Origin of the sequence: Motilibacter rhizosphaerae (assembly GCF_004216915.1) — a bacterium.
GTDB classification, from domain to species: Bacteria; Actinomycetota; Actinomycetes; order Motilibacterales; family Motilibacteraceae; genus Motilibacter; species Motilibacter rhizosphaerae.
Genome location: NZ_SGXD01000007.1, coordinates 12497 through 33213, shown reverse-complemented (window position 1 = coordinate 33213; position 20717 = coordinate 12497). Strand labels below are relative to the sequence as shown.

Here is a 20717-nt window from a genome sequence, read left to right as displayed (position 1 = left end):
TCACGCCTCCCGCTGCGCCGGCAGCGCGGCGGGGAGCAGCGGGCGGTTGCCGCGGACGGTGCCGCGCGGGTCGACCGCGCGCTTGACGTCACGGAGCCGCTCGAGCGAGCGGGGCGTGAAGGCCCGGCTCGGGTCCGTCTCCGCACCGAGGAAGGTGAAGAACGTCCGTCCGGTCGCGACCGGAGCCACCGCCTCGGTGACCTGCGCCGAGGTCGCCGCGATGCCGGCCACGACCTCCGGGCTCACCGGCACACCCAGGCAGAACACCTGGTACTGCTCGGGAACTGCGCCGTTCGGGCCGTCCTCCACCGAGCCCCGGGACAGCGCGCCGCCGAGGTGGCGCAGCTGCACGAGGAGCACCGGCGTCTGCACGCCGGCGCCCGCGACGTCCACGAGCCGGTCGATCGTCGCCACGTCGAGGTCCTCGAGCAGCCAGGAGACCTCCTGCGTGGGCATCGGGTCGAGCGGCTCCTGCAGGATGTCGCCGAGGCGCTCGAGCGGGACGGTGCCCATCGAGTCGAACACCACCGCCGGGAGCGTACGCAGCGGCGCGAGCAGCTCCTCGGCGTCCTCGGACGAGCCGAGGAACGTCGCCTCGACCGAGACGAAGGACCTGCCGCGCAGCGGCTCCGGCACCTCGGGGATCGGCGGGAAGCGCAGGATGTGCGCCCACGTCGTGAGCTCGTCGGGCGCGGAGCGCGTCACGTCGCGGTACGCCCGGAGCACCGGGCGGGCCATCTCCAGCGGCCACATGATGCGGCCGCCGTAGACGTGCGGGGCGGGGAACAGCGCGATCTCGACCGCGGTGATGATGCCGAACTCCCCGCCGCCGCCGCGTACGGCCCAGAACAGCTCCGGGTCGTTCTCGGCCGTGATGCGGCGGTGCTGGCCGCTGGGGTCGACGAGCTCGACAGCGCGCAGGGCGTGCGCCGCGAGGCCGTACGCGCGGCCGAACCAGCTGAGCCCGCCGCTGACGCTGAAGCCGACGACGGTGGGGTCGGGGCTGCTGCCGGCGAGGCCGGTGAGCCCGTGCGGGGCGACGGCGGCCAGCAGCTCGCCCCACTTGACGCCCGCGCCGACGCGCGCCGTGCGCCGCTCGGGGTCGACGATGATGCCGCGCAAGGGCCTGGTGCGCAGCAGGATCGTGCCGGTGGCCGCGGTGGTGGCGCCGTGCCCCACCGGCTGGGCGGAGACGGTCAGGCCGCGCTCGGCGGCGAAGCGCACGGTGGTCGCGACGTCCTCCTCCTCCTCGACGGTGACGACGGCCCAGGGCTCCTGGGCGGCGGAGACGGTCCAGCCGAGGCGGCCGGCCTCCCAGCCCGCGTCGCCCGGGAGGAGGACCTGCCCGGGCAGCAGGGCGGCGAGCTCGGCGCGCGCGGTGTCGGTGCTGGTCGTGGTGATGGTCATCGTCCTGGTCCTAGTTCTCGGTCGCGGGAGTGGTGGGCACGGGGCAGTGCACCGTGGGGTTCCACGGCTCCAGGAGTCCGGCGGGGTTGTGCTGATACAGCCAGACGTGCAGGTCGTAGTGGATCGGCATGTCGGCCGAGTGGCCGAGCATCGGGCCGTCGAAGGGTCGGCCGAAGAGCGAGGGGCGGTCGCCGTCCGTGGTGAGGTCCTGGTCGGCGTCGGCCTTGAAGTACTCCGCGCCCATGAGCCGGAACTTGCCGTGGGGGAGCGGCATGTAGAGCAGCAGCGCCGGCTTGTCCCACTGGATGGGGGCGCCCGCGCGCGCCGGGAGGATGTAGTGCACGCCCATCCCGCCCGCGGGGGACTCCGTGCACTCGGAGGCCGGGACGTACCCGTCCGCCAGGGCCTTCTGGATGTCCTTGTAGGGCTTGACGATGTCGTACAGCGCGGTCAGCTCGGCCCGGTCGGTGGCGGTCATGTGCACCGGGACGGGCGTGGGGGTCGTCTCGCCGTCCTCGTGGGCCGAGGCGATGGGGGCGGCCAGGCTGCTGGCGACGAGCGCGGCGCCGGCGAGGCCGAGGCGGAACTTGCGGTTCATGGTGAGGTCCTCCTGGTCGTGCGGGCGGGTCGCCCGCTGCTCGTCGATGACGGTGCCGCGGGGCGCTTGCCGTCCGCTTGCGGAGTCCTTGTCGAGGCCGACCACCGGCCTGCGCGACGACCGGCTAGCGTGCCGGGATGGCCCCCGACCCCGCTCCCGGCCGCTGGTTCCTCTCGGCCGACGAGCGGGGCAACCCGGCGACGCGGATCGACCGGCGCCACCCCGACGGCCTGGCGTGGACCACCGGCAACGAGGTGCGCCCGCTGGTCCACGGCGCGACGTACTTCCGGCGGCTCCACGACGAGCTCGACGCGCTCGTGCCGGGGGACCGGCTGTGGTTCACCGACTGGCGCGGTGACGCCGACCAGCGGCTGCTGCCCGACGGGCCGACGATCGGGGAGCTGCTCTGCACGCTCGCCACCCGCGGTGTCGAGGTACGCGGTCTGCTCTGGCGCTCGCACAGCGACCGGGCGACGTTCAGCGCGCAGGAGAACCAGCGCCTCGGCCAGGAGCTCAACGAGGCCGGCGGGGAGGTCCTGCTGGACCAGCGCGTACGCCGCTTCGGCTCGCACCACCAGAAGGTCGTCGTGGTGCAGCACCGCGGGGCACCCGAGCGGGACGTCGCCTTCGTGGGCGGCATCGACCTCTGCCACGGGCGGCGTGACGACGCCGAGCACGGTGCCGACCCTCAGCAGCAGCCGATGGACAAGCGCTACGAGGGCAGATCTCCCTGGCACGACGCGGCTCTCGAGCTGCGTGGCCCGGTGGTGGGTGACGTGCTGCAGACCTTCGTCGAGCGCTGGGACGACCACCGGCCGCTCGACCGGCGGACGCCGTACCGGATGGCCGTGCAGCGGGCGGCCCGGATGCCGCGCCACCCCGAGCCGCTCCCGGAGCAGCTGCCCTCACCGCCGGCAGCGGGAGCGCACGCGGTGCAGGTGCTGCGGACCTACGGGCGCAAGCACCGCGGCTTCCCGTTCGCCCCGCTCGGCGAGCGGAGCGTCGCACGGGCGTACCTCAAGGCGTTCTCCTTGGCCCGCAAGCTGGTCTACATCGAGGACCAGTACCTCTGGTCGCCCCTCGTCGCCGACGCGCTGGCGGGTGCGCTGCGGCGTGAGCCGGGCCTGCGCGTCATCGCCGTCGTGCCGAGGTTCCCTGACAGCGACGGGTTCTTCACGGGGCCGCCCAACCGGATCGGCCAGCTCGAGGCGATCCGCCGGCTGCGAGCTGCGGCCCCCGACCGAGTCGGGGTCTTCGACCTCGAGAACACCGCCGGCACCCCGATCTACGTCCACGCCAAGGTCTGCGTGGTCGACGACATCTGGATGACGTGCGGGTCGGACAACCTCAACCGCCGCTCGTGGACCTGCGACAGCGAGGCGACCTGCGCCGTCGTCGACCCCGAGCGGGACGCGCGCGAGCCCCGCGACCCGGCAGGAACCGCTGAGGGCGCGCGGGTCCTCCCACGCTCGTTGCGCGCGGAGCTCTGGGCGGAGCACCTCGCCCTGCCCGCGGACGACGAACGGCTGCTCGACCTCGACGGCGCCCTCGACCTGTGGCGCCAGCGGTCGGGTGCGCTCGACGACTGGCACGGGAGCAGCCGGCGCGGTGCCCGGCCGCCGGGGCAGGCGCGGGCTCACCGGCCGGATCCTGTACGCGCCTGGCAGCGGGTGTGGGCGGAGCCGCTCTACCGCGTGCTCTACGACCCGGACGGCCGGCCGCTGCGCATGCGCCTGGCGCGGACGCTCTGAGGACTCGTCACAGCCGGTCGAGGAAGGCGCGTACGCGCTGCAGCAGCCGGGCGGTGCTGTCCGGGTACGAACGCCGCCAGGCCACTGTCGACGAACAGGTGACCGTCGCAGGGGTAGCTGACGAGCACCGCGCCGAGCGCGTCCGGACGGGTCTGTGCCAGGGCCTGGGCCGGGAGGGCGCCGAGCGACACCCCGACGTAGACCGCCGGTCGCTCCGGCGCCGCAGCCGTGCCGCGTGCCAGCACCTCCTCCGACCCGAGCTCCTCGGCGTGCGCGACCCCGTCCTCGAGGGTGGCGAAGGTGCGCCCGGCGTAGAGGTCCGGGGTGGTGACCTGGGCTCCGCCTGCGCGGAGCGCGTCCGCGAGGGCGTGGACGCCGCGGGTGAGCCCCTGCGCGTGGTGGAACAGGACCACGTCCGCAGCGGACCTCCGTCGTCGTGCGTCAGCGCCATCCTCGCGGGCAGGACAGCCGCATGACCAGAGCTGTCGTCGCCACCGCGTACGGCGACCCCGACGTCCTGTCCGTCACCGACGTGCAGCTGGACCCGCCAGGCCCGGGCGAGGTGCTGCTCGAGGTCCGCGCGGCCGGCATCAACCCCGTGGACTGGAAGACCTACAGCGGTGGACGGAGCAGCGACCCGGCGAAGCTGCCGCTGCGCCTGGGCTTCGAGGCGGCGGGCGTCGTCCTCGCCCTCGGGCCCGACGTCGACACCGTGGCCGTGGGCGACGAGGTCATCGCCCTCCGGATCAGCGGGGCGTACGCCGACCAGGTCGTGGTGCCCGCGACGGCGCTCGTCCCGAAGCCCGCCAGCCTGCCCTGGGCCGAGGCCGCGGGACTCATGCTCGCCGGCGCGACCGCCGTCCACGCCCTCACGGCTGTCGGTCTCGAGGCCGGCGAGACCGTCCTCGTGCACGGCGGGGCGGGCGGCGTCGGGCTGATGCTCGTCCAGCTCGCCAAGCTGCGGGGGGCCGCGGTGGTGGCCACGGCGAGCGAGCGGAACTTCCCGCTGCTGCGCCGCTTCGGCGCCGAGCCGGTGACCTACGGCGACGGCCTCGCCGACCGCGTACGCGCCGCTGCTCCCCAGGGCGTCGACGCCGCCGTCGACGCCGTGGGGACCGACGAGGCGGTCGACGTCTCGCTCGAGCTCGTCGGCGACGTGCAGCGGATCGCGTCCATCGCGGCGTTCGGGCGCGGCGACACCGGGATCCGGCTGCTCGGCGGCGGCCCGGGCGCGGACCCCGGCACCGAGCTGCGCGACGCCGCGCGGCCCGAGCTCGCCCGGCAGGCGGGAGCGGGGGACCTGGTGGTCGTCGTGGACCGGGCGTACGCGCTGGCGGAGGTCGCCGAGGCGCACAGGCACAGCAAGGACGGCCACGCCAGTGGGAAGGTCGTCCTCGTGCCCTAGTGGCCCGGACTCTGCCCGATCGGGCTGTTCTCCTGCTGTTCACAGGAACGCGCCGATCCGCGTCCCGCCCGTCTCCGAACTGGGCTCGGTGTGGCACCTGTCACACCGCCGGCTCGAGAAAGGGCTCGCCGTGTCCCCCTCCCTGCTGCGCCGCGCAGCGCCCGTCGCCCTCAGCAGCCTCGCGCTGCTGTCGGCGGGCGTCGCGCTCGCCCCGACCGCCTCGGCGTCCTCCCACCGGGAGGCGCCCCTCATCTCCGGGATGCCGAAGGACGACGCCACGGACGTCTACGCCTTCCGCAGCCCGGACGCCCCGGACACCCTGACGATCCTCGGGAACTTCATCCCGTTCGAGGACCCGGCAGGCGGCCCGAACTTCTACCCGTTCGACGACGATGCGCTCTACAACATCAACATCGACAACGACGGGGACGGCAAGGCCGACATCGTCTACCAGTTCGAGTTCAGCAGCAGCTACCAGAACCCGGGCACGTTCCTCTACAACACCGGTCCGGTCACGAGCCTGACCGACCCCGACCTCAACTTCCGGCAGATCTACACGGTCCGCCGGATCGAGGGCGGGAGCAGCCCCCGGGTGCTGCACCGCGCCCCCGTGGCGCCGTCCTACGTCGGGGCGGCGTCCATGCCGGACTACGCCTCCCTGCGCCAGCAGGCGGTCGTCCCGTTCGACCGGAGCGGGGCGACGGGCACGTCGTTCGCCGGCCAGGCCGACGACCCGTTCTTCCTCGACCTGCGCGTCTTCGACCTGCTGTACGGCGGCAACCTCTCGGAGGTCGGCAACGACTCGCTGCGCGGCTACAACGTCAACACCCTCGGGATCCAGGTGCCCATCAAGGACCTGGTGAAGGACGGTGACCCCGTCGTCGGCGTGTGGACGACCGTGACGAAGGAGAACGCGAAGCGCCAGCAGGTGCAGGTCAGCCGCCTCGGCAACCCGCTGGTCAACGAGGTGGTCATCCCGGTCAAGGACAAGGACGCCTGGAACGCCTCGAAGCCGCAGGACGACGCGCAGTTCGCGCCGTACGTCACGGCCCCGGAGCTGCCGCACCTGCTCAACGCGGTCTACGGCCTCCCGGTGCCCGCGGAGCCGCGCAACGACCTCGTCTCGGTCTTCCTCACCGGGGTGAAGGGCCTCAACCAGCCGGCCCACGTCACGCCGGCCGAGGAGCTGCGCGTCAACACCTCCACCCCGGTGGCGGCGCACCCCGACCGGTTGGGCGTGCTCGGCGGCGACGTGCAGGGCTTCCCGAACGGGCGGCGCCTCGGCGACGACGTCATCGACATCAGCCTGCAGGCCGTGGCCGGCGAGCTGGTCGGCTACCCCAACGACCTGGGTGACGGCGTGGACGCCAACGACGCCGGGTTCACCAGCTCGTTCCCGTACGTCGCGCTGCCGCACTCGGGCTCGATCCCCAAGGGCAGCGACAGCACCAGCGTCAGCCTGCTGACGGGCGGCTCCGGCCACCACGGGGGCAACGGTCCCGGCGCGCTGCGCTCGGCAGCTCCCGGGCTGGTCGGGACGGCCGCGGCGGGTCTGCTCCTGCTCGGCCTCACCGGCACGTACGCGCGCCGGCGGCGGAGCGTGACCGCCTGACCGGCTGATCCAGTGCGACAGGCCTCCTCGGCGGCGACCCCGCCGAGGAGGTCCTGCGCGGTATCGGCCGGATCGCTGCCGACCGCCCGGAGGTCCGCCAGACTGTTCGCGTGCCGCGCCGACCGCTCCTGCTGCTCGCCGCGGCGTCCGCCGCGCTCCTGGTCCTCGACCGCCTGCACGGCCCGTCCGGCTGCCTCCGCGGCCCGCTCGACTGGTGGACCACGGGTGCGCTGCTCGCTGCCCTGGCCCTCGCCGTGGCCCCAGGCCGTGCTGCCCCGCTGCGGGCCGGGCTGGGAGCGGTCCTCGTGCTCGTGGCGGTGGTCGCCCCACGGCCCAGCAGGTCCAGCAGTCACGGCGTCGACTTCGTCTTCTGCAGCGACGCCGTCCCCACGGGCCTGGCCCCAGCGGGCCGCGCCGCGGCGTACGCCGTGCTCGACGCCGGAGCGCCCCTCGCCGTCGTGACCGTCCTGCTCGTGCTCCTGGGACCCCTGCTCCGCCGCCCCGGCCCTGCGGCCGCCGTGCCGCTGCTGCTCCTCGCGTGCTTCCCCTGGTGGGGCAGCGGGGCCTGGGGGGTCAACGGCCGGTGGCTCTGGCAGGCGTCACCGGCGTGGACCGCTGCCGTGGTCCTCACCGCCGCCGTCCTCCTGCTCGGCGCCTGGCGCCCGCGCGTCGAGCGCGCCGGCGCGGTGCTGGCAGCCGTGCTCCTCGCGCTGGGATGGGGCGTCGCGGCGGTGGGCGGCCTGCACGCGGCGTACACCAGCGACGGCGACCTGGGCAGCACCTGGATCAGCACCTGGATCCCTGACATCGGCGTGGGTCCCACCTGGGCCGCGTTCGCCGGCAGCGCGCTGGTCATCGCCTCGCTCGCCCGCCCGCTCCGCGGCGCCAGCACCGGGGAGGGGCAGCAGACCGCCTAGCCCGTCAGTCCAGGTGGGCGAAGCGCGGCCAGAGCCTGCTCCACGGCTCGCGCACGCCGGTGCACACCCGCACCGGCTCGTCCTGCTCCTCGCTGTCGACGCCGACCCGGTCGTCCAGCCGGCCGCGGACCGTGCAGGAGCCGAACCGCTCGTGGAGCCAGTCCTCGCCGGCATCGCCGAAGCCGACGAGCACGGTCGTCGTCGCGGAGTCCGGCGGCCGCGCGACGTGCCAGAGCTGGTTCTGACCGCTGTACGCCCGCGGCAGCCCGAGCTCCGGCCCGTACCTCGCGAGCGCGCCCTGCTCGCCGTAGTTCGCCGTGACGACGACGGCGTGCGCCCTCTCCGCCTGGGGGAGCGATGTCCACACCGCCGCCACCTCCTGCGCGTACGCCGGCCAGCCCACCGAGTCGCGCACGACCTGGTTGGCGACGGGCACCGGCGTGCTGCCGAGCGAGGCGAGCGGCACGAGCGGCAGGGCGATCACGGCGGACACAGCCGCGTCCACCACGACCGCGGCGAGCACGAGCCCGCGCCGCCACCGCGCGGCGACCACGCAGCCCGCCGCCCAGAGGTACGCCACCAGCCCGAGCGTGTAGTACGGCTGCCCGCCGCTGAGCAGCAGGAACGCGCAGACCAGCAGGTACGCGACCGCCACCGCCCGCACCGGCCGCCACTCGGGCCGGCGCAGCAGCGCCAGCAGCCCGGCCACCCACACGGGGACGAGCAGCGGGCCGAGCATGACGAGCTGGAGCGGCACGAACGTCGCCCGCGCGGTCGAGCCCTTGTGCGCGGCCAGCGAGGCGGCCATGTCCCGCTCGGGAAAGCCGTGCACGATCTGGTAGACGATGTTCGGCGCGCCGACCGCGAGCACCAGCAGGGCGCCGGCCCAGAGCAGCGGGTCGCGCAGCGGGCGCCGGGGGCCGACGAGCAGCAGCCCCGCGAGCAGGCCGAGGAGCAGCAGCGCGACGAGCAGCTTGGCGTACAGCCCGAGGCCCACGACGACCCCGGCCCAGAGCCAGCAGCGCCGCTCGCCGCGCAGCAGTGCGCGTGTGACGAGCAGCAGCGCGCCGAGCCAGGTGACCAGGTCGAGCGTCGCGGTCGACAGCGTGTGCCCCGCGATGAGCGGGAACGACCCGAGCGCGCCCGTCGCCGCCAGCAGCTGCGCTCCCCGGCCGCCGCCGAGCTCGCGGGCGAGCAGCGCCAGCAGCAGCACGTACGCGCTGGCGCAGACCGCCGGCACGACGCGCAGCGCGGTCACGGTGTCGCCGAGCAGGGCGGTCTCGGCTCGGGCGACGAGCGGGGTCAGCGGGGGCTGGTCGACCGCGCCCCAGTCCGGGTGCTGGCCGAGCACCCGGAAGTACAGCTCGTCGCGGTGGTAGCCGTAGCGGCCGGCGAGCAGCAGCAGGACCACGACCAGCGCACCGGCGCCGAGCGCGAGGGGGCGGACCGCGAGCGGCGTCCGGGGGGCGACCACCTCCGCGACGCTAGCGGGACGCCGCCTCCACCGGAACCTCCTCGGGCTCGCGCGTGCGGCCGCGCAGCCCGTCCGCGGTGAGCAGCGCGAGCGAGGCCCAGACGAGCCCGAAGCCCGCCCACCGCGACGCCGTCATCGCCTCGTGCCGGACCAGCACGCCGACGAGCAGCTGCAGTGTGGGGGTGACGTACTGGAGCAGGCCGAGCAGCGACAGCGGGACGCGGTTGGCCGCCGCGCCGAAGAGCAGGAGCGGCACCGCGGTCACCAGCCCGCTCGTCGCGAGCAGCGCGACGTGCCCCGGTCCGCGGTCGAGGCTGCCGTCGCCGAGCGCCTCCAGGACGACGACGGAGGCGATCGAGGCCGGCACCAGCACCCAGGACTCGATCGTGAGCGCGGGCAGCGGGGCGACCGCGGCCTGCTTCTTCAGCAGGCCGTAGCCCCCGAACGACAGCGCGAGGACGAGCGCGATCCACGGCACGTGGCCGTACGCCACGGTGAGCACCGCGACACCGGACGCCGCCACGCCGACGGCCGCCCAGGTCAGCGCGCGCAGCCGCTCGCCCAGGACGGCGACGCCCAGGAGGACCGAGACGAGCGGGTTCACGAAGTAGCCCAGGGCGGCTTCGACGACGTGCCCCGTGTTGACCGCGGCGATGTAGACGCCCCAGTTGACCGCGATGGCGACGGCGGCGACCCCGAGCCGGAGCAGCTGGCTGCGGGTGAGGCCGCGCCACGGCAGTGGCATCCGCAGCACGCCCAGCACGACCGCGCAGGTCAGCGCCGTCCACGTGATGCGGTGGGCGAGGATCTCGACCGGCCCCGCCGGCTCGAGCAGCGGGAAGTAGAGCGGGAACACGCCCCACAGGACGTACGCGCCGAGGCCCGCCGCCACTCCCTCGGAGCGGCGACGGGCCTCGGCCGGTACGGGGCTGGTGCTCAGGCGCCCACGGTCCACGTGTCGCCGCCGGCGATCAGCGAGGCCAGCGCGTCCTCGGTCCCGCCCGCGCCCTGCGTCTCGGCCGCGCGCTGCAGCTGGTCGGCCACCAGCGCGCCGTACGCCGGCCGGTCGACGTCGCGGAACACGCCGAACGGCGTGCGCGCGAGCGAGGCGTCCTGCAGGCGGGAGAGCGCGAACGCGACGCTCGGGTCGTCGGCGTGCACGTCGTGGACGAGCAGCCGACCGGCGTTCTCGTCGGTCACGTCGTCGACGACGTCGAGGTGGCCGGTCCGCTCGTTGCGGACGATGCCGTGCTGGCCCTGGCCGCCCCAGCGGATCGGCTGCCCGTGCTCGAGCTTGATGCCGAACTCGTCGCGCGTCTCCGGGTCCTTCAGCACGTCGAACGCGCCGTCGTTGAAGATGTTGCAGTTCTGGTAGATCTCGACCAGCGCCGAGCCCTTGTGCTCCGCCGCCGCCCGCAGCACCGAGGTGAGGTGCTTGCGGTCGGAGTCCATCGTGCGCGCGACGAAGGTCGCCTCAGCGCCGAGCGCGAGCGACACCGGGTTGAACGGCGCGTCGAGCGATCCCATCGGGGAGGACTTGGTGATCTTGCCCATCTCCGAGGTGGGCGAGAACTGCCCCTTGGTCAGGCCGTAGATCTGGTTGTTGAACAGCAGGATCTTCAGCTCGACGTTGCGGCGCAGCGCGTGGATCAGGTGGTTGCCGCCGATCGACAGGGCGTCGCCGTCACCGGTGATGACCCAGACCGAGAGGTCCTGGCGCGCGACCGCGAGGCCGGTGGCGATCGCCGGCGCGCGCCCGTGGATCGAGTGCATGCCGTAGGTGTTCATGTAGTACGGGAACCGGCTGGAGCAGCCGATGCCCGAGACGATCGCGATGTTCTCGCGCGCCACCCCGAGCTCGGGCATGAAGCCCTGCACGGCGGCCAGGATCGCGTAGTCCCCGCAGCCGGGGCACCAGCGGACCTCCTGGTCGGTCTTGAAGTCCTTCGCCGTGAGCTTCGGCGTCGGCAGGTCGGCGACGGTCATCGCAGGGCTCCCTCGTTGGCGTCGGCCTTCTCGACCTCCTCGACGAGGCCGGTGATGACCTCGGCGAGCTCGACCGCGCGGAAGGGCAGGCCGCGCACCTGGTTGTAGGGCGTGACGTCGACGAGGTACTTCGCGCGCAGCAGCAGCGAGAGCTGGCCGAGGTTCATCTCGGGGACGAGCACCCGGTCGTAGCCCTTGAGCACCTCGGCGGTGTTGGCCGGGAACGGGTTGAGGTGGCGCAGGTGCGCCTGGGCGACCTTGTGCCCCTCGCGGCGGGCGCGGCGGACCGCGGCGCCGATCGGGCCGTAGGTCGAGCCCCAGCCGAGGACGAGCACGCGCGCGCCCTCGCCGCTCTCGCGACCCGGGTCGTCGACCTCGAGCGGCTCGATGAACCGCGCGATGCCGTCGATCTTCGCCTGGCGGGTGCGGACCATGAGGTCGTGGTTGGCCGGGTCGTAGGAGATCTCGCCGGACCCGTCGGCCTTCTCGATGCCGCCGAGGCGGTGCTCGAGGCCCGGGGTGCCGGGCACCGCCCACGGGCGGGCCAGCGTCTCGGGGTCGCGGAGGTACGGCCAGAACGCGCCGTCCTCGCGGTTCGGCTCCGTCGCGAACTCGACGTGGAGGTCGGGCAGCGTCGCGACGTCCGGCAGGTGCCACGGCTCGGAGCCGTTGGCGAGGTAGCCGTCCGACAGCAGGAACACCGGCGTGCGGAACTGCAGCGCGATCCGGCACGCCTCGATCGCCGCGTCGAAGCAGTCGCTGGGGGAGCGGGGCGCGACGACCGCGACCGGCGACTCGCCGTTGCGGCCGAACATCGCCAGCAGCAGGTCGGCCTGCTCGGTCTTGGTCGGCAGTCCCGTGGAGGGGCCGCCGCGCTGGACGTCGACGATGACGAGCGGCAGCTCCTGCATGACCGCGAGGCCGATCGTCTCGCCCTTCAGCACGACACCCGGGCCGGAGGTGGTCGTCACGCCCAGCGCGCCGCCGAAGCTCGCCCCGAGCGCCGCGCCGACACCGGCGATCTCGTCCTCGGCCTGGAAGGTCGTGACGCCGAAGCGCTTGTGCTTCGAGAGCTCGTGGAGGATGTCCGACGCCGGCGTGATCGGGTACGCGCCCAGGAACAGCGGGAGCCCGCTGCGCTGCGCCGCCGCCACCAGGCCGTACGCGAGCGCGAGGTTGCCGGTGATGTTGCGGTAGGTGCCGGCGGGCATCGGCGCCGGCTTGACCTCGTACGAGACCGCGAAGTCCTCGGTCGTCTCGCCGTAGGCGTGGCCCGCGCGGAAGGCCGCGACGTTCGCCTCGAGGATCTCGGGCTTCCGGCCGAACTTGCGCTCGAGGAACGTGACCGTGCCCTCGGTGGGCCGGTTGTAGAGCCAGGAGAGCAGGCCGAGGGCGTACATGTTCTTCGCGCGCTCGGCCTCCTTCTTGGTGATGGAGAGCCCCTCGACCGCCTTGACGGTGAGCGAGGTGAGCGGGATGCGGCGGACGTTCCAGCCGTCGAGGGTGTCGTCCTCGAGGGGGTTGGCGTCCCAGCCGACCTTGGCGAGGTTGCGCTTGGTGAACTCGTCGGTGTTGACGATGACGAGCGCGCCCTTGGGCAGGTCCTTGAGGTTGGCCTTGAGCGCAGCCGGGTTCATCGCGACGAGCACGTCGGGCGCGTCGCCGGGCGTCATGATGTCGCGGTCGGCGAAGTGGAGCTGGAAGCTCGAGACGCCCGGCAGGGTCCCGGCTGGCGCCCGGATCTCGGCGGGGAAGTTGGGCAGCGTCGAGAGGTCGTTGCCGAACGACGCGGTCTCGGCGGTGAACCGGTCACCGGTCAGCTGCATGCCGTCGCCGGAGTCCCCGGCGAAGCGGATGACGACGCGCTCGAGTTGCTGGACCTGCTTCGCCACGCGCACTAGCCTCCGGTCGATCGTCGGCGCGACCTGACGGCGCCGACCCACGGGTGCGCACCCTGCTGCTCGACCCCGAGGTGGCCGGACGGGTGTGCACGGCGCTCCGCGTTGCGCGCCGACGGACCATCCTACGGTCGTCGGTGCCCCCACGCCTCTGAGCAGCCGCCTCGTGAGACGCAACAGACAGCGGGCGGAGGGGATTCCCCTCCGCCCGCTGGTGCACCGCCCGGCCGCCCGGGCCGCGTGTCAGTCGTCGCCGCGGTCGATACCCGTGCTGTGGTCGTCGCTGAGCGGCGGCTCGGGGGCACCGTCCGTCGTGTTGTCGTCCGCGCTGAGCCGCAGTGCGTAGCCCTCGAGCGGCTTGCGGGTGCGCGGGTCGAGGGGCGCCTTCGCCCAGACCGGCGTCCCGCCGTCGCCGCGGTTGCCGGTGACGGTCGCGTCGTTGCCGGCGACCCCGACCCAGGGGCTGTACGGGCCGTAGGGCTCGTCGTCGTGCCCGTGGTCCACGTGCCAGAAGTGGTTGCCCGTGACGAGGGCGCCGGAGGTGCCCTCCTTCACGTCGACGCCCGCGGCCGTCGTCCGCCAGATCCGGTTGCCCGTGACCGTGATCCGGTCGGCGCGGTCGGGGCCGCCCTGCCACACGGTGATCGGGGAGCCGACCTCGACGCCCTGGCCGAGGTTGCCGCGGTTGATGCCCGTCTCGTGGATGTCGCTGCCCTGGAGCACGTCGTCGCTCGTGCCGCGGAAGCGGACGCCCTCGTTGCCGACGTCGTGCACGTCGATGCCGTCGAGCACGACGTGGGAGCCGCCCTGCACCAGCACCCCGCGCTGCGCGTCGCGCAGCGTGATGCCCTGCACGACCCACCAGCTGCCCTTCACGGTGAGCGCCGTCCCCGTGCGCTCGCGGTCCACGTCGATGATCGCGCCGCGGGTGCCGCGCAGCACGATCGGTGCCGCCGCGGTGCCGCTGGCGTCGAGCTCGAGGCGCGCGGGGTAGACGCCGTCCTCCAGCGTGATGACCGTGCCCGGGCGCGCCTGCTCGAGGGCGAGGCGCAGGTCGGGGAGGGTCCTCGCGTCGGGGGTGAAGCTCGGCGCCTTCTGGTCCGGCGTCCACGGCTGGGCCGGGCTCGGGGTCGTCCCGCCCGCGACGGGCGGCAGCGTGCTGCCCGCCGGCGGCGGGGTGCCGGGGGTGCCCGGCGTCGTCGGTGCGGCGGGCGTGCCGGGCGTGCCGGGGCTCCCGGGGCTGCCGGGCGTCGTCGGTGTGCCGGGCTTGGCCGGCGTGCCCGGGTCGGCGGGCGTGCTGCCGGCCTTGGGCCGAGCCGGGATGCCGGTGCCGGTCGGCAGCGCCTGGCGGGGGCAGGGCGCGAGCGCGCGCTGGAGGGCGACCCGCTCCGCCTTGGTCACGCTGAGCGCGTAGGTGCGGAGGACCGCGACGGTCCGGGCGGCGAACGCGCAGCGCTGGACGCGCCCGGCGGGGAGCCAGCCGGAGGCGTCCTTCGCGGCCCGGGTGCGGCTGAGCGCCGCCTCGCCGGTCACGAGGTTGAGCGGGTCCTCGGCGAACTGCTGGCGCTTGCGGGCGCCCCAGCTGCGCGCCCCGCTCCGCCACGCCTGCGGCAGCGGGACGACGCGGTCGACCGAGACCGCGCGGCTCCCCGTCGTGTAGCGCAGCGTGCGCCCGGTGTACGCGCTGCGCACCGCCGCTGAGGTCACCACGCAGCGGTCGGTCGTCGAGAACGCCGCCCCGCGCCCGGAGTCGCGCCACAGCACGTCGTCGCGGTTGTCGCAGCCGTTGCCGTCGGTGTCGGCCCAGGCGCGGCCGAACGCCGTCGCGGTGTAGCCCTTCGAGGGGCCGTACGCCGCGGTGTGCAGGCCGGCGAGCGCCCGCAGGGCGGTCGGCCCGGCCTGTGCGGCAGGGGCTGCGGCGAGACCTCCGGTGAGCGCGGCGAGGGCCACGGGGGCGGTCAGCAGGGCCAGGCGGCGCGGGCGCGTCATGCGGGGTCCTCCGGGGTCGTCGGAGGCGCAGCGTAACCGTGCGTCGTGACGTCCGGGTCAACATCGGTCGACATCGAGGCGCTGACCAGCACCCGCTCCACCCGTTGGCGTGATGCGGGGAGCGAAAGCGTCGCGCAGCGTGACCGGGCTCGTCACCCAGGGCTGCGGACTACCCTGGACCCGCCGTGACCCCGTCCCCCGCCCCGCCCGCCGCCGTCCTCGACTGGGGCGCCCGGCTGCGCCTCCACGTCCTCGAGGCCGGGCTCGCCTGCTGCGCGGTGGAGGTCTCCGCGGCCGCGTCCCGGCGCCTGCTCGCCGCCGGCGCCGTCGAGGCCCCCTTCGCGGAGGCGCCGGACCGCGCGGACGTGCTGCTCGTCAGCGGCACCGTCACGGACAAGGGCCTCCCCGCCGTCGTCGCCGCGCACCGCGCGCTCCCGCCGGGGGCCCGTGTGGTCGCCTTCGGGGCGTGCGTCGCGTCGGGCGGCCCGTACTGGGACTCCTACTCGGTGACCAAGGGCATCGGGCAGGTGCTGCCGGTCGACCTGTGGATCCCCGGCTGCCCGCCGCAGCCCGAGGCCCTGGAGCAGGGCCTGCGCCGGCTCGAGGAGCTGGTCGCGTGACAGCCGCGCTGGAGCCGGCCCTGCGCGACGCGCTCGCGGAGCTCGGGGACGACCTGCTCGAGGTCGGCTCGCGGCCGGGGGCGCCCGCCGAGGTCGCGTACGCCCGGGTGCCTCCCGGGCGCTGGCGCGAGGCGGTCGGGCTCGTGGTCGAGCGCGCCGGCGCCGGGTGGCTCGACTGGCTCGGTGCGGTCGACGAGGAGGAGCGCGTCGACCTCCTGGTCTGCCTGCGCGCGCCCGACGGACCCTCCGCGGGGGCCGTCGCACTGCTGGCGACGGGTCTCCCGCCGGACGCGCCGGAGGTCGACAGCCTCGTGCCGCTGCTGCCCGGCGCGGCCTGGCACGAGCGCGAGGCCCACGAGATGTACGCCGTGGGCTTCCGCGGGCACCCGGACCTCCGCCCGCTGCTGCTCCCGCCGGGGTTCGAGGGGCACCCGCTGCGCAAGGACTTCGTGCTGGCGTCCCGCGTCGCCCGCGAGTGGCCCGGCGAGCACGAGCCGAGCGGGCGGACCCGCCGGCGCGCGCTGCCCCCGGGCGTGCCCGAGCCCGGCACCTGGGGCGGCGCATGAGCGGGAGCGACCGGCGCCGGGGGGTCATCGCGCTGCGCGAGGAGAGCTGTACCGTCTGCATGCTCTGCGTGCGCGAGTGCCCGGACTGGTGCATCACCATCGACTCCCACGTCGAGCGCGTCCCTGCCGAGGGGCCGGGCGGCCGGCCGCGGACCGCGCACGTGCTGGACCGGTTCGACATCGACTACGCGCTCTGCCTGTACTGCGGCATCTGCGTCGAGGTCTGCCCGTTCGACGCGCTGTTCTGGTCCCCGGAGACCGACTACGCCGAGCCCGCGCTTGGCGACCTGGTCCACGGGAAGGAGCGGCTGGGGGAGTGGCTGGGCAGCGCTCCGGGCGCCGCGCAGCCCGACGGGCAGTCCGCCTCCGGCTGAACGCGGAACCCGCGGCCCGCGCGGCGTCGTTCCCCGGACGTACGGATCTCCGGAGGAGACAGATGCACCGCCACCACAACGGCCTGCGGACCGCCGCCCTGCTGGGCGTGCTCAGCGCGCTCATCCTCGTCGTCGGCCAGCTGGTCGGCGGCGCGAGCGGGCTGACCATCGCCCTCGTGCTCGCCCTGGGCATGAACGCGTTCGCCTACTTCAAGAGCGACACGATCGCGCTGCGCTCGATGCGCGCCCGCCCGGTCAGCGAGGTCGAGGCGCCCTGGCTGTACGCCATCGTCCGCGACCTCTCGACCGCGGCGCAGCAGCCGATGCCGCAGCTCTACGTCTCGCCGACCCAGGCGCCGAACGCCTTCGCCACCGGCCGCAACCCCCAGCACGCCGCGGTCTGCGTCACCGAGGGCATCACCCAGCTGCTCGACCAGCGCGAGCTGCGCGGCGTGCTCGGGCACGAGCTCTCGCACGTCTACAACCGCGACATCCTCATCTCGTCGGTCGCGGCGACGCTCGCCTCCGTCGTCATGTACGTCGCGCAGTTCGCGATGTTCCTGCCGCTCGGCGGCGGCAGCGACGACGACGACCGGCCGAACCCCGTGGTGGTGCTGCTCGGCCTGCTGCTAGCGCCCGTCGCCGCCTCGCTCGTCCAGCTGGCGATCAGCCGGTCGCGCGAGTTCGAGGCCGACGCGTCCGGGGCCGCGCTCACCGGTGACCCGCTGGCGCTGGCGAGCGCGCTGCGCAAGATCGAGGCGGGGGCGCGAGCCCTGCCGCTGCCGCCCGAGCCGCGGCTGCAGACGACGAGCTCGCTCATGATCGCGAACCCGTTCGGTGCCGGCGGGGCGGGGCGGCTCTTCTCGACGCACCCGCCGACCGCGGAGCGGGTCCGCCGCCTCGAGGAGTACGCCGGCCTGCGCTGACCCCCGCGCCCCCCGACCTCCCCGTGATCATGCACGTCCTGGGGCCCAGGACGTGCAGGATCACGGGAGGGGACGGCTAGCGGTAGTTGACGAACTGCACCGCGATGTCGAGGTCCTTGCCCTTGAGCAGCGCGATGACGGCCTGCAGGTCGTCGCGGCTCTTCGAGCTCACCCGCAGCTCGTCGCCCTGGACCTGCGCCTTGATGCCCTTGGGGCCCTCGTCGCGGATCGTCTTGGCGAGCTTCTTCGCGTCGTCCTGGCTGATGCCCTGCTTGATGCTGCCGGTGAGCTTGTAGGTCTTGCCCGACTGCTGGGGCTCCCCGGCGTCCACCGCCTTGAGCGAGATGCCGCGCTTGATGAGCTTCTCCTGGAAGACGTCGTACGCCGCCTTGAGCCGCTCCTCGGAGCTGGCCTCCAGCACGACCGCCTCCTCGCCGGACCACGCGATGGTGGCGCCGGTGCCCTTGAAGTCGAAGCGCTGCGACAGCTCCTTGGCCGTCTGGTTCAGCGCGTTGTCGACCTCCTGGCGGTCGACCTTGCTCACGATGTCGAACGACGAGTCCGCCATGGCTGGCCCTTCCGTTGGTGCTGCTGCCGTACGTGCCGGTCCCGGCGGCGACGAGCCCCGGGGGTGGCGCGACCCGGGGTCGCCGATCCGGTATTCTCCCTCAGTCGCCGGCTCGCCGGTGATGCGGCAGGTTGCCCGAGTGGCCAATGGGAGCGGACTGTAAATCCGTCGGCTTAGCCTACGAAGGTTCGAATCCTTCACCTGCCACACCAGACGGCGCCCTCCCCCTCGGGAGGGCGCCGTCCGTGCGTCCGGGGCGCGTCGTGGGCGGTCGCGGCCAGCAGCCCTTGAGCGTGCAAAGATCCGGCTCGACGACTGAACCTCCTGACCCCCTCGCCGTCTCCTCAAAGACGTGCAGCACTCCACGGCCCTGGGGCTGGCGCCCGGCCTCGGCGCCCAGCGCCGCGCCGTGCTGGGCGCTGCCGTGCCCGTGCCCGTCCCGGCCTCCTCTACCCTGGGGGTCCGCCCTGCTCCGGCCGATGCCGGTGCCGGGCGGCGCCAGGTTGCCGTCCAGAGGGGTTCGATGGAGACGCCGGAGGCCTTCGACCGTCTCCTGCGCGAGCGCTCCGCGGCGCTGCTGCGGACGGCGTACCTCCTGACGGGCGACCGGCACCTCGCCGAGGACCTGCTCCAGTCGGCGCTGACCAAGACCTACCTGCGCTGGGAGACCCTGCGCGACGAGGCGGCCGCCGAGGCCTACGTCCGCAAGGTCATGGTGAGCATCTACACCCGCTGGTGGCAGCGGAAGTGGAACGGCGAGCGGCCGACGGCCGAGCTGCCGGACGTGGAGCTGCTCGACCCGTACGGCGCGGCGGACGACCGCGAGCACGTGCGCCGGCTGCTCGCGCAGCTGCCGCGCCGGCAGCGCGCGGTGATCGTCCTCAGGTTCTACGAGGACATGTCCGAGAAGGAGATCGCCGAGTCGCTCGGCATCTCCCCGGGCACGGTGAAGAGCACGGCGTCAGCCGCGATGGGCAAGCTGCGGGCGCTGCTCGCGGAGCCCGCGGACGGAGTGGGTGCAGCAGTGGACCTGACGCAGGTCGAGGGCAGGGGCGGCCGGGGGGCCGGACCGGTGGGAGGAGGGGAGCGCGCATGAGCAGGCAGGACCAGCCCGGACGGGACGGCCTCGGCGGCGCCGAGGACGTGGACGCGATGCTGCGCGCGGGGCTCTCGCGCCTGGCGGACGAGACGCCGCGCTACCTCGACGCCACCGAGTTGCGCGGGGCCGTGCTGTCCCGGGCCAGTGCGCAGCGGACGTCGCGCCGCGTCCTCGCCCTCGCCGCGGCCGCCGTGCCCGTGGCCGCCGCCGGCGGCTGGTGGCTGCACGGCACCGGGACCCAGCCGACGACGGTCCTGGGCTCGGGCGCGACCGCCTCGGCCTCGGCGCCCGCCACGACCGCTCCTGCGCCGAAGGCGTCCGCCCACGTCGTGCCGCAGCCGGCCGTGACCGTGACGGTGCCCGGCGCGGTCCGCCCCGTGGGCTCGTCGAGCCCGGCCGCGGGCCTGGCGCTGCCGACCACCACCTCGGCGGCGGTCCCCGCAGCCACGACCGCGGCGCCCACCCCCAGCGGGGTGCCCGTCGTGCTCGGCTACCAGCTGACCTCCGCGGGCCGTGCCTCCGACGGCGGCTACCGCGCGCACTACGTCGTGCGGTGGAGCGGGGGGGACGCCCCGGTCACGCTGGTCGCGCTGCGCGAGGACGGACTGGTCCGCGCGACGCGGCCGGTCCCGGGCGCCTGCGACCGCGCGCCGAGCGCCGGCTTCGTCGAGGGCGACTTGCTCTTCTCCGGGCCGGGCCCGCACGTGCTCGTCGCGGCCGTCCACACCGGCTGCAAGGGCAGCGAGCAGGTCCAGACCGAGGCCCGGACGTGGACGTGGACGGCGGGCTCCGGCGCGCCCTCGACGCCCACGAGCACGCCGTCGCCGTCGTCGACGGGTGGAGGGGACCCGTCGACGAGCCCCACGCCGAGCCCGGGGAGCAGTCCCAGCGACGGCTCCTCGGCGAGCGCCAGCCCGTCGACGGCGACGGGCGGCACTCCGGCGGCGGCCGACCCTGGGGACTCGGCGGTGCCGCGGGCGCAGAGCGCCGGCAGCCCGTCGGCGGGCGCCACGCCCACGACCCTCGCGGCGCCGAGCCAGGCGCCGGGGGCGCTGCCGGGGGCATAGCCCGGGGTGGTCGCCCGACGGTCTGCGGACCGTGTATCCTCGTACCTCGCGTGCCCCAATAGCTCAGTCGGCAGAGCGTCTCCATGGTAAGGAGAAGGTCTACGGTTCGATTCCGTATTGGGGCTCTGATCCAGTCCGGCGGTCTCCGCAAGGAGGCCGCCTGCTCGGCGGTGTAGCTCAGTTGGCAGAGCAAGCGGCTCATAATCGCTGTGTCACCGGTTCAAGTCCGGTCACCGCTACCCGCACCGACTCCCTCGAACTGCAAGGAAGGCTGCACCCGTGGCTGCCACCGACGTCCGTCCCAAGATCACCCTGGCCTGCCAGGAGTGCAAGCACCGCAACTACATCACCAAGAAGAACCGGCGCAACGACCCCGACCGGATCGAGCTGAAGAAGTTCTGCCCGAACTGCCGGACGCACACCGCGCACCGCGAGACCCGCTAGTCCCGCTGGCGAGCAG

The 20717-nt window shown here is 74.4% G+C and carries 20 protein-coding genes and 3 tRNA genes; 14 read left to right on the top strand and 9 right to left on the bottom strand.

Features of this window, described 5'->3' with window-relative positions:
- Entirely contained in the window at positions 1-1407 is a 1407-nt protein-coding gene (locus tag EV189_RS19025) for an FAD-binding oxidoreductase (protein ID WP_130494593.1), read from the bottom strand.
- Between the two features lie 10 nt (positions 1408-1417).
- A complete protein-coding gene (locus tag EV189_RS19020; RefSeq protein ID WP_130494592.1) occupies positions 1418-2110 on the bottom strand; it encodes a hypothetical protein in 693 nt (230 codons plus the stop codon).
- A gap of 32 nt (positions 2111-2142) precedes the next feature.
- Here EV189_RS19020 and EV189_RS19015 point away from each other — a divergent pair, with 32 nt between their 5' ends.
- On the top strand, positions 2143-3756 hold the full coding sequence (locus EV189_RS19015) for a phospholipase D family protein (protein ID WP_130494591.1): 1614 nt from the start codon (positions 2143-2145) through the stop codon (positions 3754-3756).
- Here the strand turns inward: EV189_RS19015 and EV189_RS19010 are convergent.
- Positions 3705-4169: an alpha/beta fold hydrolase gene (locus EV189_RS19010; protein ID WP_196788602.1), complete on the bottom strand. Its 465-nt coding sequence runs from the start codon at positions 4167-4169 to the stop codon at positions 3705-3707. The two genes, EV189_RS19015 and EV189_RS19010, sit on opposite strands and share 52 nt — an antisense overlap.
- A 59-nt stretch (positions 4170-4228) precedes the next feature.
- On the opposite strand from EV189_RS19010, the gene EV189_RS19005 reads away from it, so the two are divergent.
- The 3 genes from EV189_RS19005 to EV189_RS18995 all read left to right on the top strand — a co-directional run bounded on the left by EV189_RS19005 (position 4229) and on the right by EV189_RS18995 (position 7690).
- The gene (locus tag EV189_RS19005) at positions 4229-5161 is read left to right on the top strand and encodes an NADP-dependent oxidoreductase (protein WP_130494590.1); all 933 of its coding nucleotides are present in this window, start codon (positions 4229-4231) and stop codon (positions 5159-5161) included.
- A 130-nt stretch (positions 5162-5291) separates the two neighbouring features.
- Positions 5292-6773: a DUF4331 domain-containing protein gene (locus EV189_RS19000; protein WP_196788601.1), complete on the top strand. Its 1482-nt coding sequence runs from the start codon at positions 5292-5294 to the stop codon at positions 6771-6773.
- Positions 6774-6883: 110 nt separating this feature from the next.
- Positions 6884-7690 carry a hypothetical protein gene (locus EV189_RS18995; protein WP_130494589.1) on the top strand — a complete coding sequence of 269 codons (807 nt, stop codon included), beginning with the start codon at positions 6884-6886 and terminating at the stop codon, positions 7688-7690.
- A gap of 4 nt (positions 7691-7694) precedes the next feature.
- Here the strand turns inward: EV189_RS18995 and EV189_RS18990 are convergent, their stop codons facing one another.
- From EV189_RS18990 to EV189_RS18970, 5 genes are all read right to left on the bottom strand, one after another.
- Complete coding sequence (locus EV189_RS18990) at positions 7695-9164, bottom strand: glycosyltransferase family 39 protein (protein ID WP_231116579.1); 1470 nt, start codon at positions 9162-9164, stop codon at positions 7695-7697.
- A gap of 10 nt (positions 9165-9174) precedes the next feature.
- A complete protein-coding gene (gene rarD / locus EV189_RS18985; RefSeq protein ID WP_231116578.1) occupies positions 9175-10119 on the bottom strand; it encodes an EamA family transporter RarD in 945 nt (314 codons plus the stop codon).
- The gene (locus EV189_RS18980) at positions 10101-11150 is read right to left on the bottom strand and encodes a 2-oxoacid:ferredoxin oxidoreductase subunit beta (protein WP_130494588.1); all 1050 of its coding nucleotides are present in this window, start codon (positions 11148-11150) and stop codon (positions 10101-10103) included. The genes rarD and EV189_RS18980 overlap by 19 nt, the downstream gene beginning before the upstream one ends.
- The gene (locus tag EV189_RS18975; protein ID WP_130494587.1) at positions 11147-13042 is read right to left on the bottom strand and encodes a 2-oxoacid:acceptor oxidoreductase subunit alpha; all 1896 of its coding nucleotides are present in this window, start codon (positions 13040-13042) and stop codon (positions 11147-11149) included. The genes EV189_RS18980 and EV189_RS18975 overlap by 4 nt, the downstream gene beginning before the upstream one ends.
- A gap of 249 nt (positions 13043-13291) precedes the next feature.
- Positions 13292-15037, bottom strand: coding sequence for a right-handed parallel beta-helix repeat-containing protein (locus tag EV189_RS18970; RefSeq protein WP_130494586.1), 1746 nt, complete (start codon positions 15035-15037; stop codon positions 13292-13294).
- 185 nt (positions 15038-15222) lie between these two features.
- Here EV189_RS18970 and EV189_RS18965 point away from each other — a divergent pair, with 185 nt between their 5' ends.
- The 4 genes from EV189_RS18965 to htpX all read left to right on the top strand — a co-directional run bounded on the left by EV189_RS18965 (position 15223) and on the right by htpX (position 17523).
- Positions 15223-15657, top strand: a complete 435-nt coding sequence (locus tag EV189_RS18965; protein WP_130494585.1) for an NADH-quinone oxidoreductase subunit B — start codon at positions 15223-15225, stop codon at positions 15655-15657.
- A complete protein-coding gene (locus EV189_RS18960) occupies positions 15654-16223 on the top strand; it encodes an NADH-quinone oxidoreductase subunit C (protein WP_231116577.1) in 570 nt (189 codons plus the stop codon). Before EV189_RS18965 ends, EV189_RS18960 begins: the two co-directional genes overlap by 4 nt.
- A complete protein-coding gene (locus EV189_RS18955; protein WP_130494584.1) occupies positions 16220-16597 on the top strand; it encodes a 4Fe-4S binding protein in 378 nt (125 codons plus the stop codon). The genes EV189_RS18960 and EV189_RS18955 overlap by 4 nt, the downstream gene beginning before the upstream one ends.
- 62 nt (positions 16598-16659) lie before the next feature.
- Positions 16660-17523 carry a zinc metalloprotease HtpX gene (htpX, locus tag EV189_RS18950; protein WP_130494583.1) on the top strand — a complete coding sequence of 288 codons (864 nt, stop codon included), beginning with the start codon at positions 16660-16662 and terminating at the stop codon, positions 17521-17523.
- A gap of 76 nt (positions 17524-17599) precedes the next feature.
- Here htpX and EV189_RS18945 read toward each other — a convergent pair whose 3' ends face one another.
- Positions 17600-18091 carry a YajQ family cyclic di-GMP-binding protein gene (locus EV189_RS18945; RefSeq protein WP_130494582.1) on the bottom strand — a complete coding sequence of 164 codons (492 nt, stop codon included), beginning with the start codon at positions 18089-18091 and terminating at the stop codon, positions 17600-17602.
- A gap of 125 nt (positions 18092-18216) precedes the next feature.
- Here EV189_RS18945 and EV189_RS18940 point away from each other — a divergent pair.
- The 6 genes from EV189_RS18940 (at position 18217) to rpmG (ending at position 20701) form a co-directional block, all read left to right on the top strand.
- Positions 18217-18298: transfer RNA gene (locus EV189_RS18940), tRNA-Tyr, on the top strand.
- 316 nt (positions 18299-18614) lie between these two features.
- Positions 18615-19187: a SigE family RNA polymerase sigma factor gene (locus EV189_RS18935; RefSeq protein WP_130494581.1), complete on the top strand. Its 573-nt coding sequence runs from the start codon at positions 18615-18617 to the stop codon at positions 19185-19187.
- The gene (locus EV189_RS18930) at positions 19184-20257 is read left to right on the top strand and encodes a hypothetical protein (RefSeq protein ID WP_130494580.1); all 1074 of its coding nucleotides are present in this window, start codon (positions 19184-19186) and stop codon (positions 20255-20257) included. The genes EV189_RS18935 and EV189_RS18930 overlap by 4 nt, the downstream gene beginning before the upstream one ends.
- Before the next feature lie 52 nt (positions 20258-20309).
- A tRNA-Thr gene (locus tag EV189_RS18925) sits at positions 20310-20382 on the top strand.
- A 41-nt stretch (positions 20383-20423) separates the two neighbouring features.
- Positions 20424-20496: transfer RNA gene (locus tag EV189_RS18920), tRNA-Met, on the top strand.
- Between the two features lie 40 nt (positions 20497-20536).
- Positions 20537-20701 (top strand): 50S ribosomal protein L33, encoded by a 165-nt coding sequence (rpmG, locus tag EV189_RS18915; RefSeq protein WP_130494579.1) that lies wholly within the window; start codon positions 20537-20539, stop codon positions 20699-20701.
- The last annotated feature ends 16 nt before the right edge of the window (positions 20702-20717 follow it).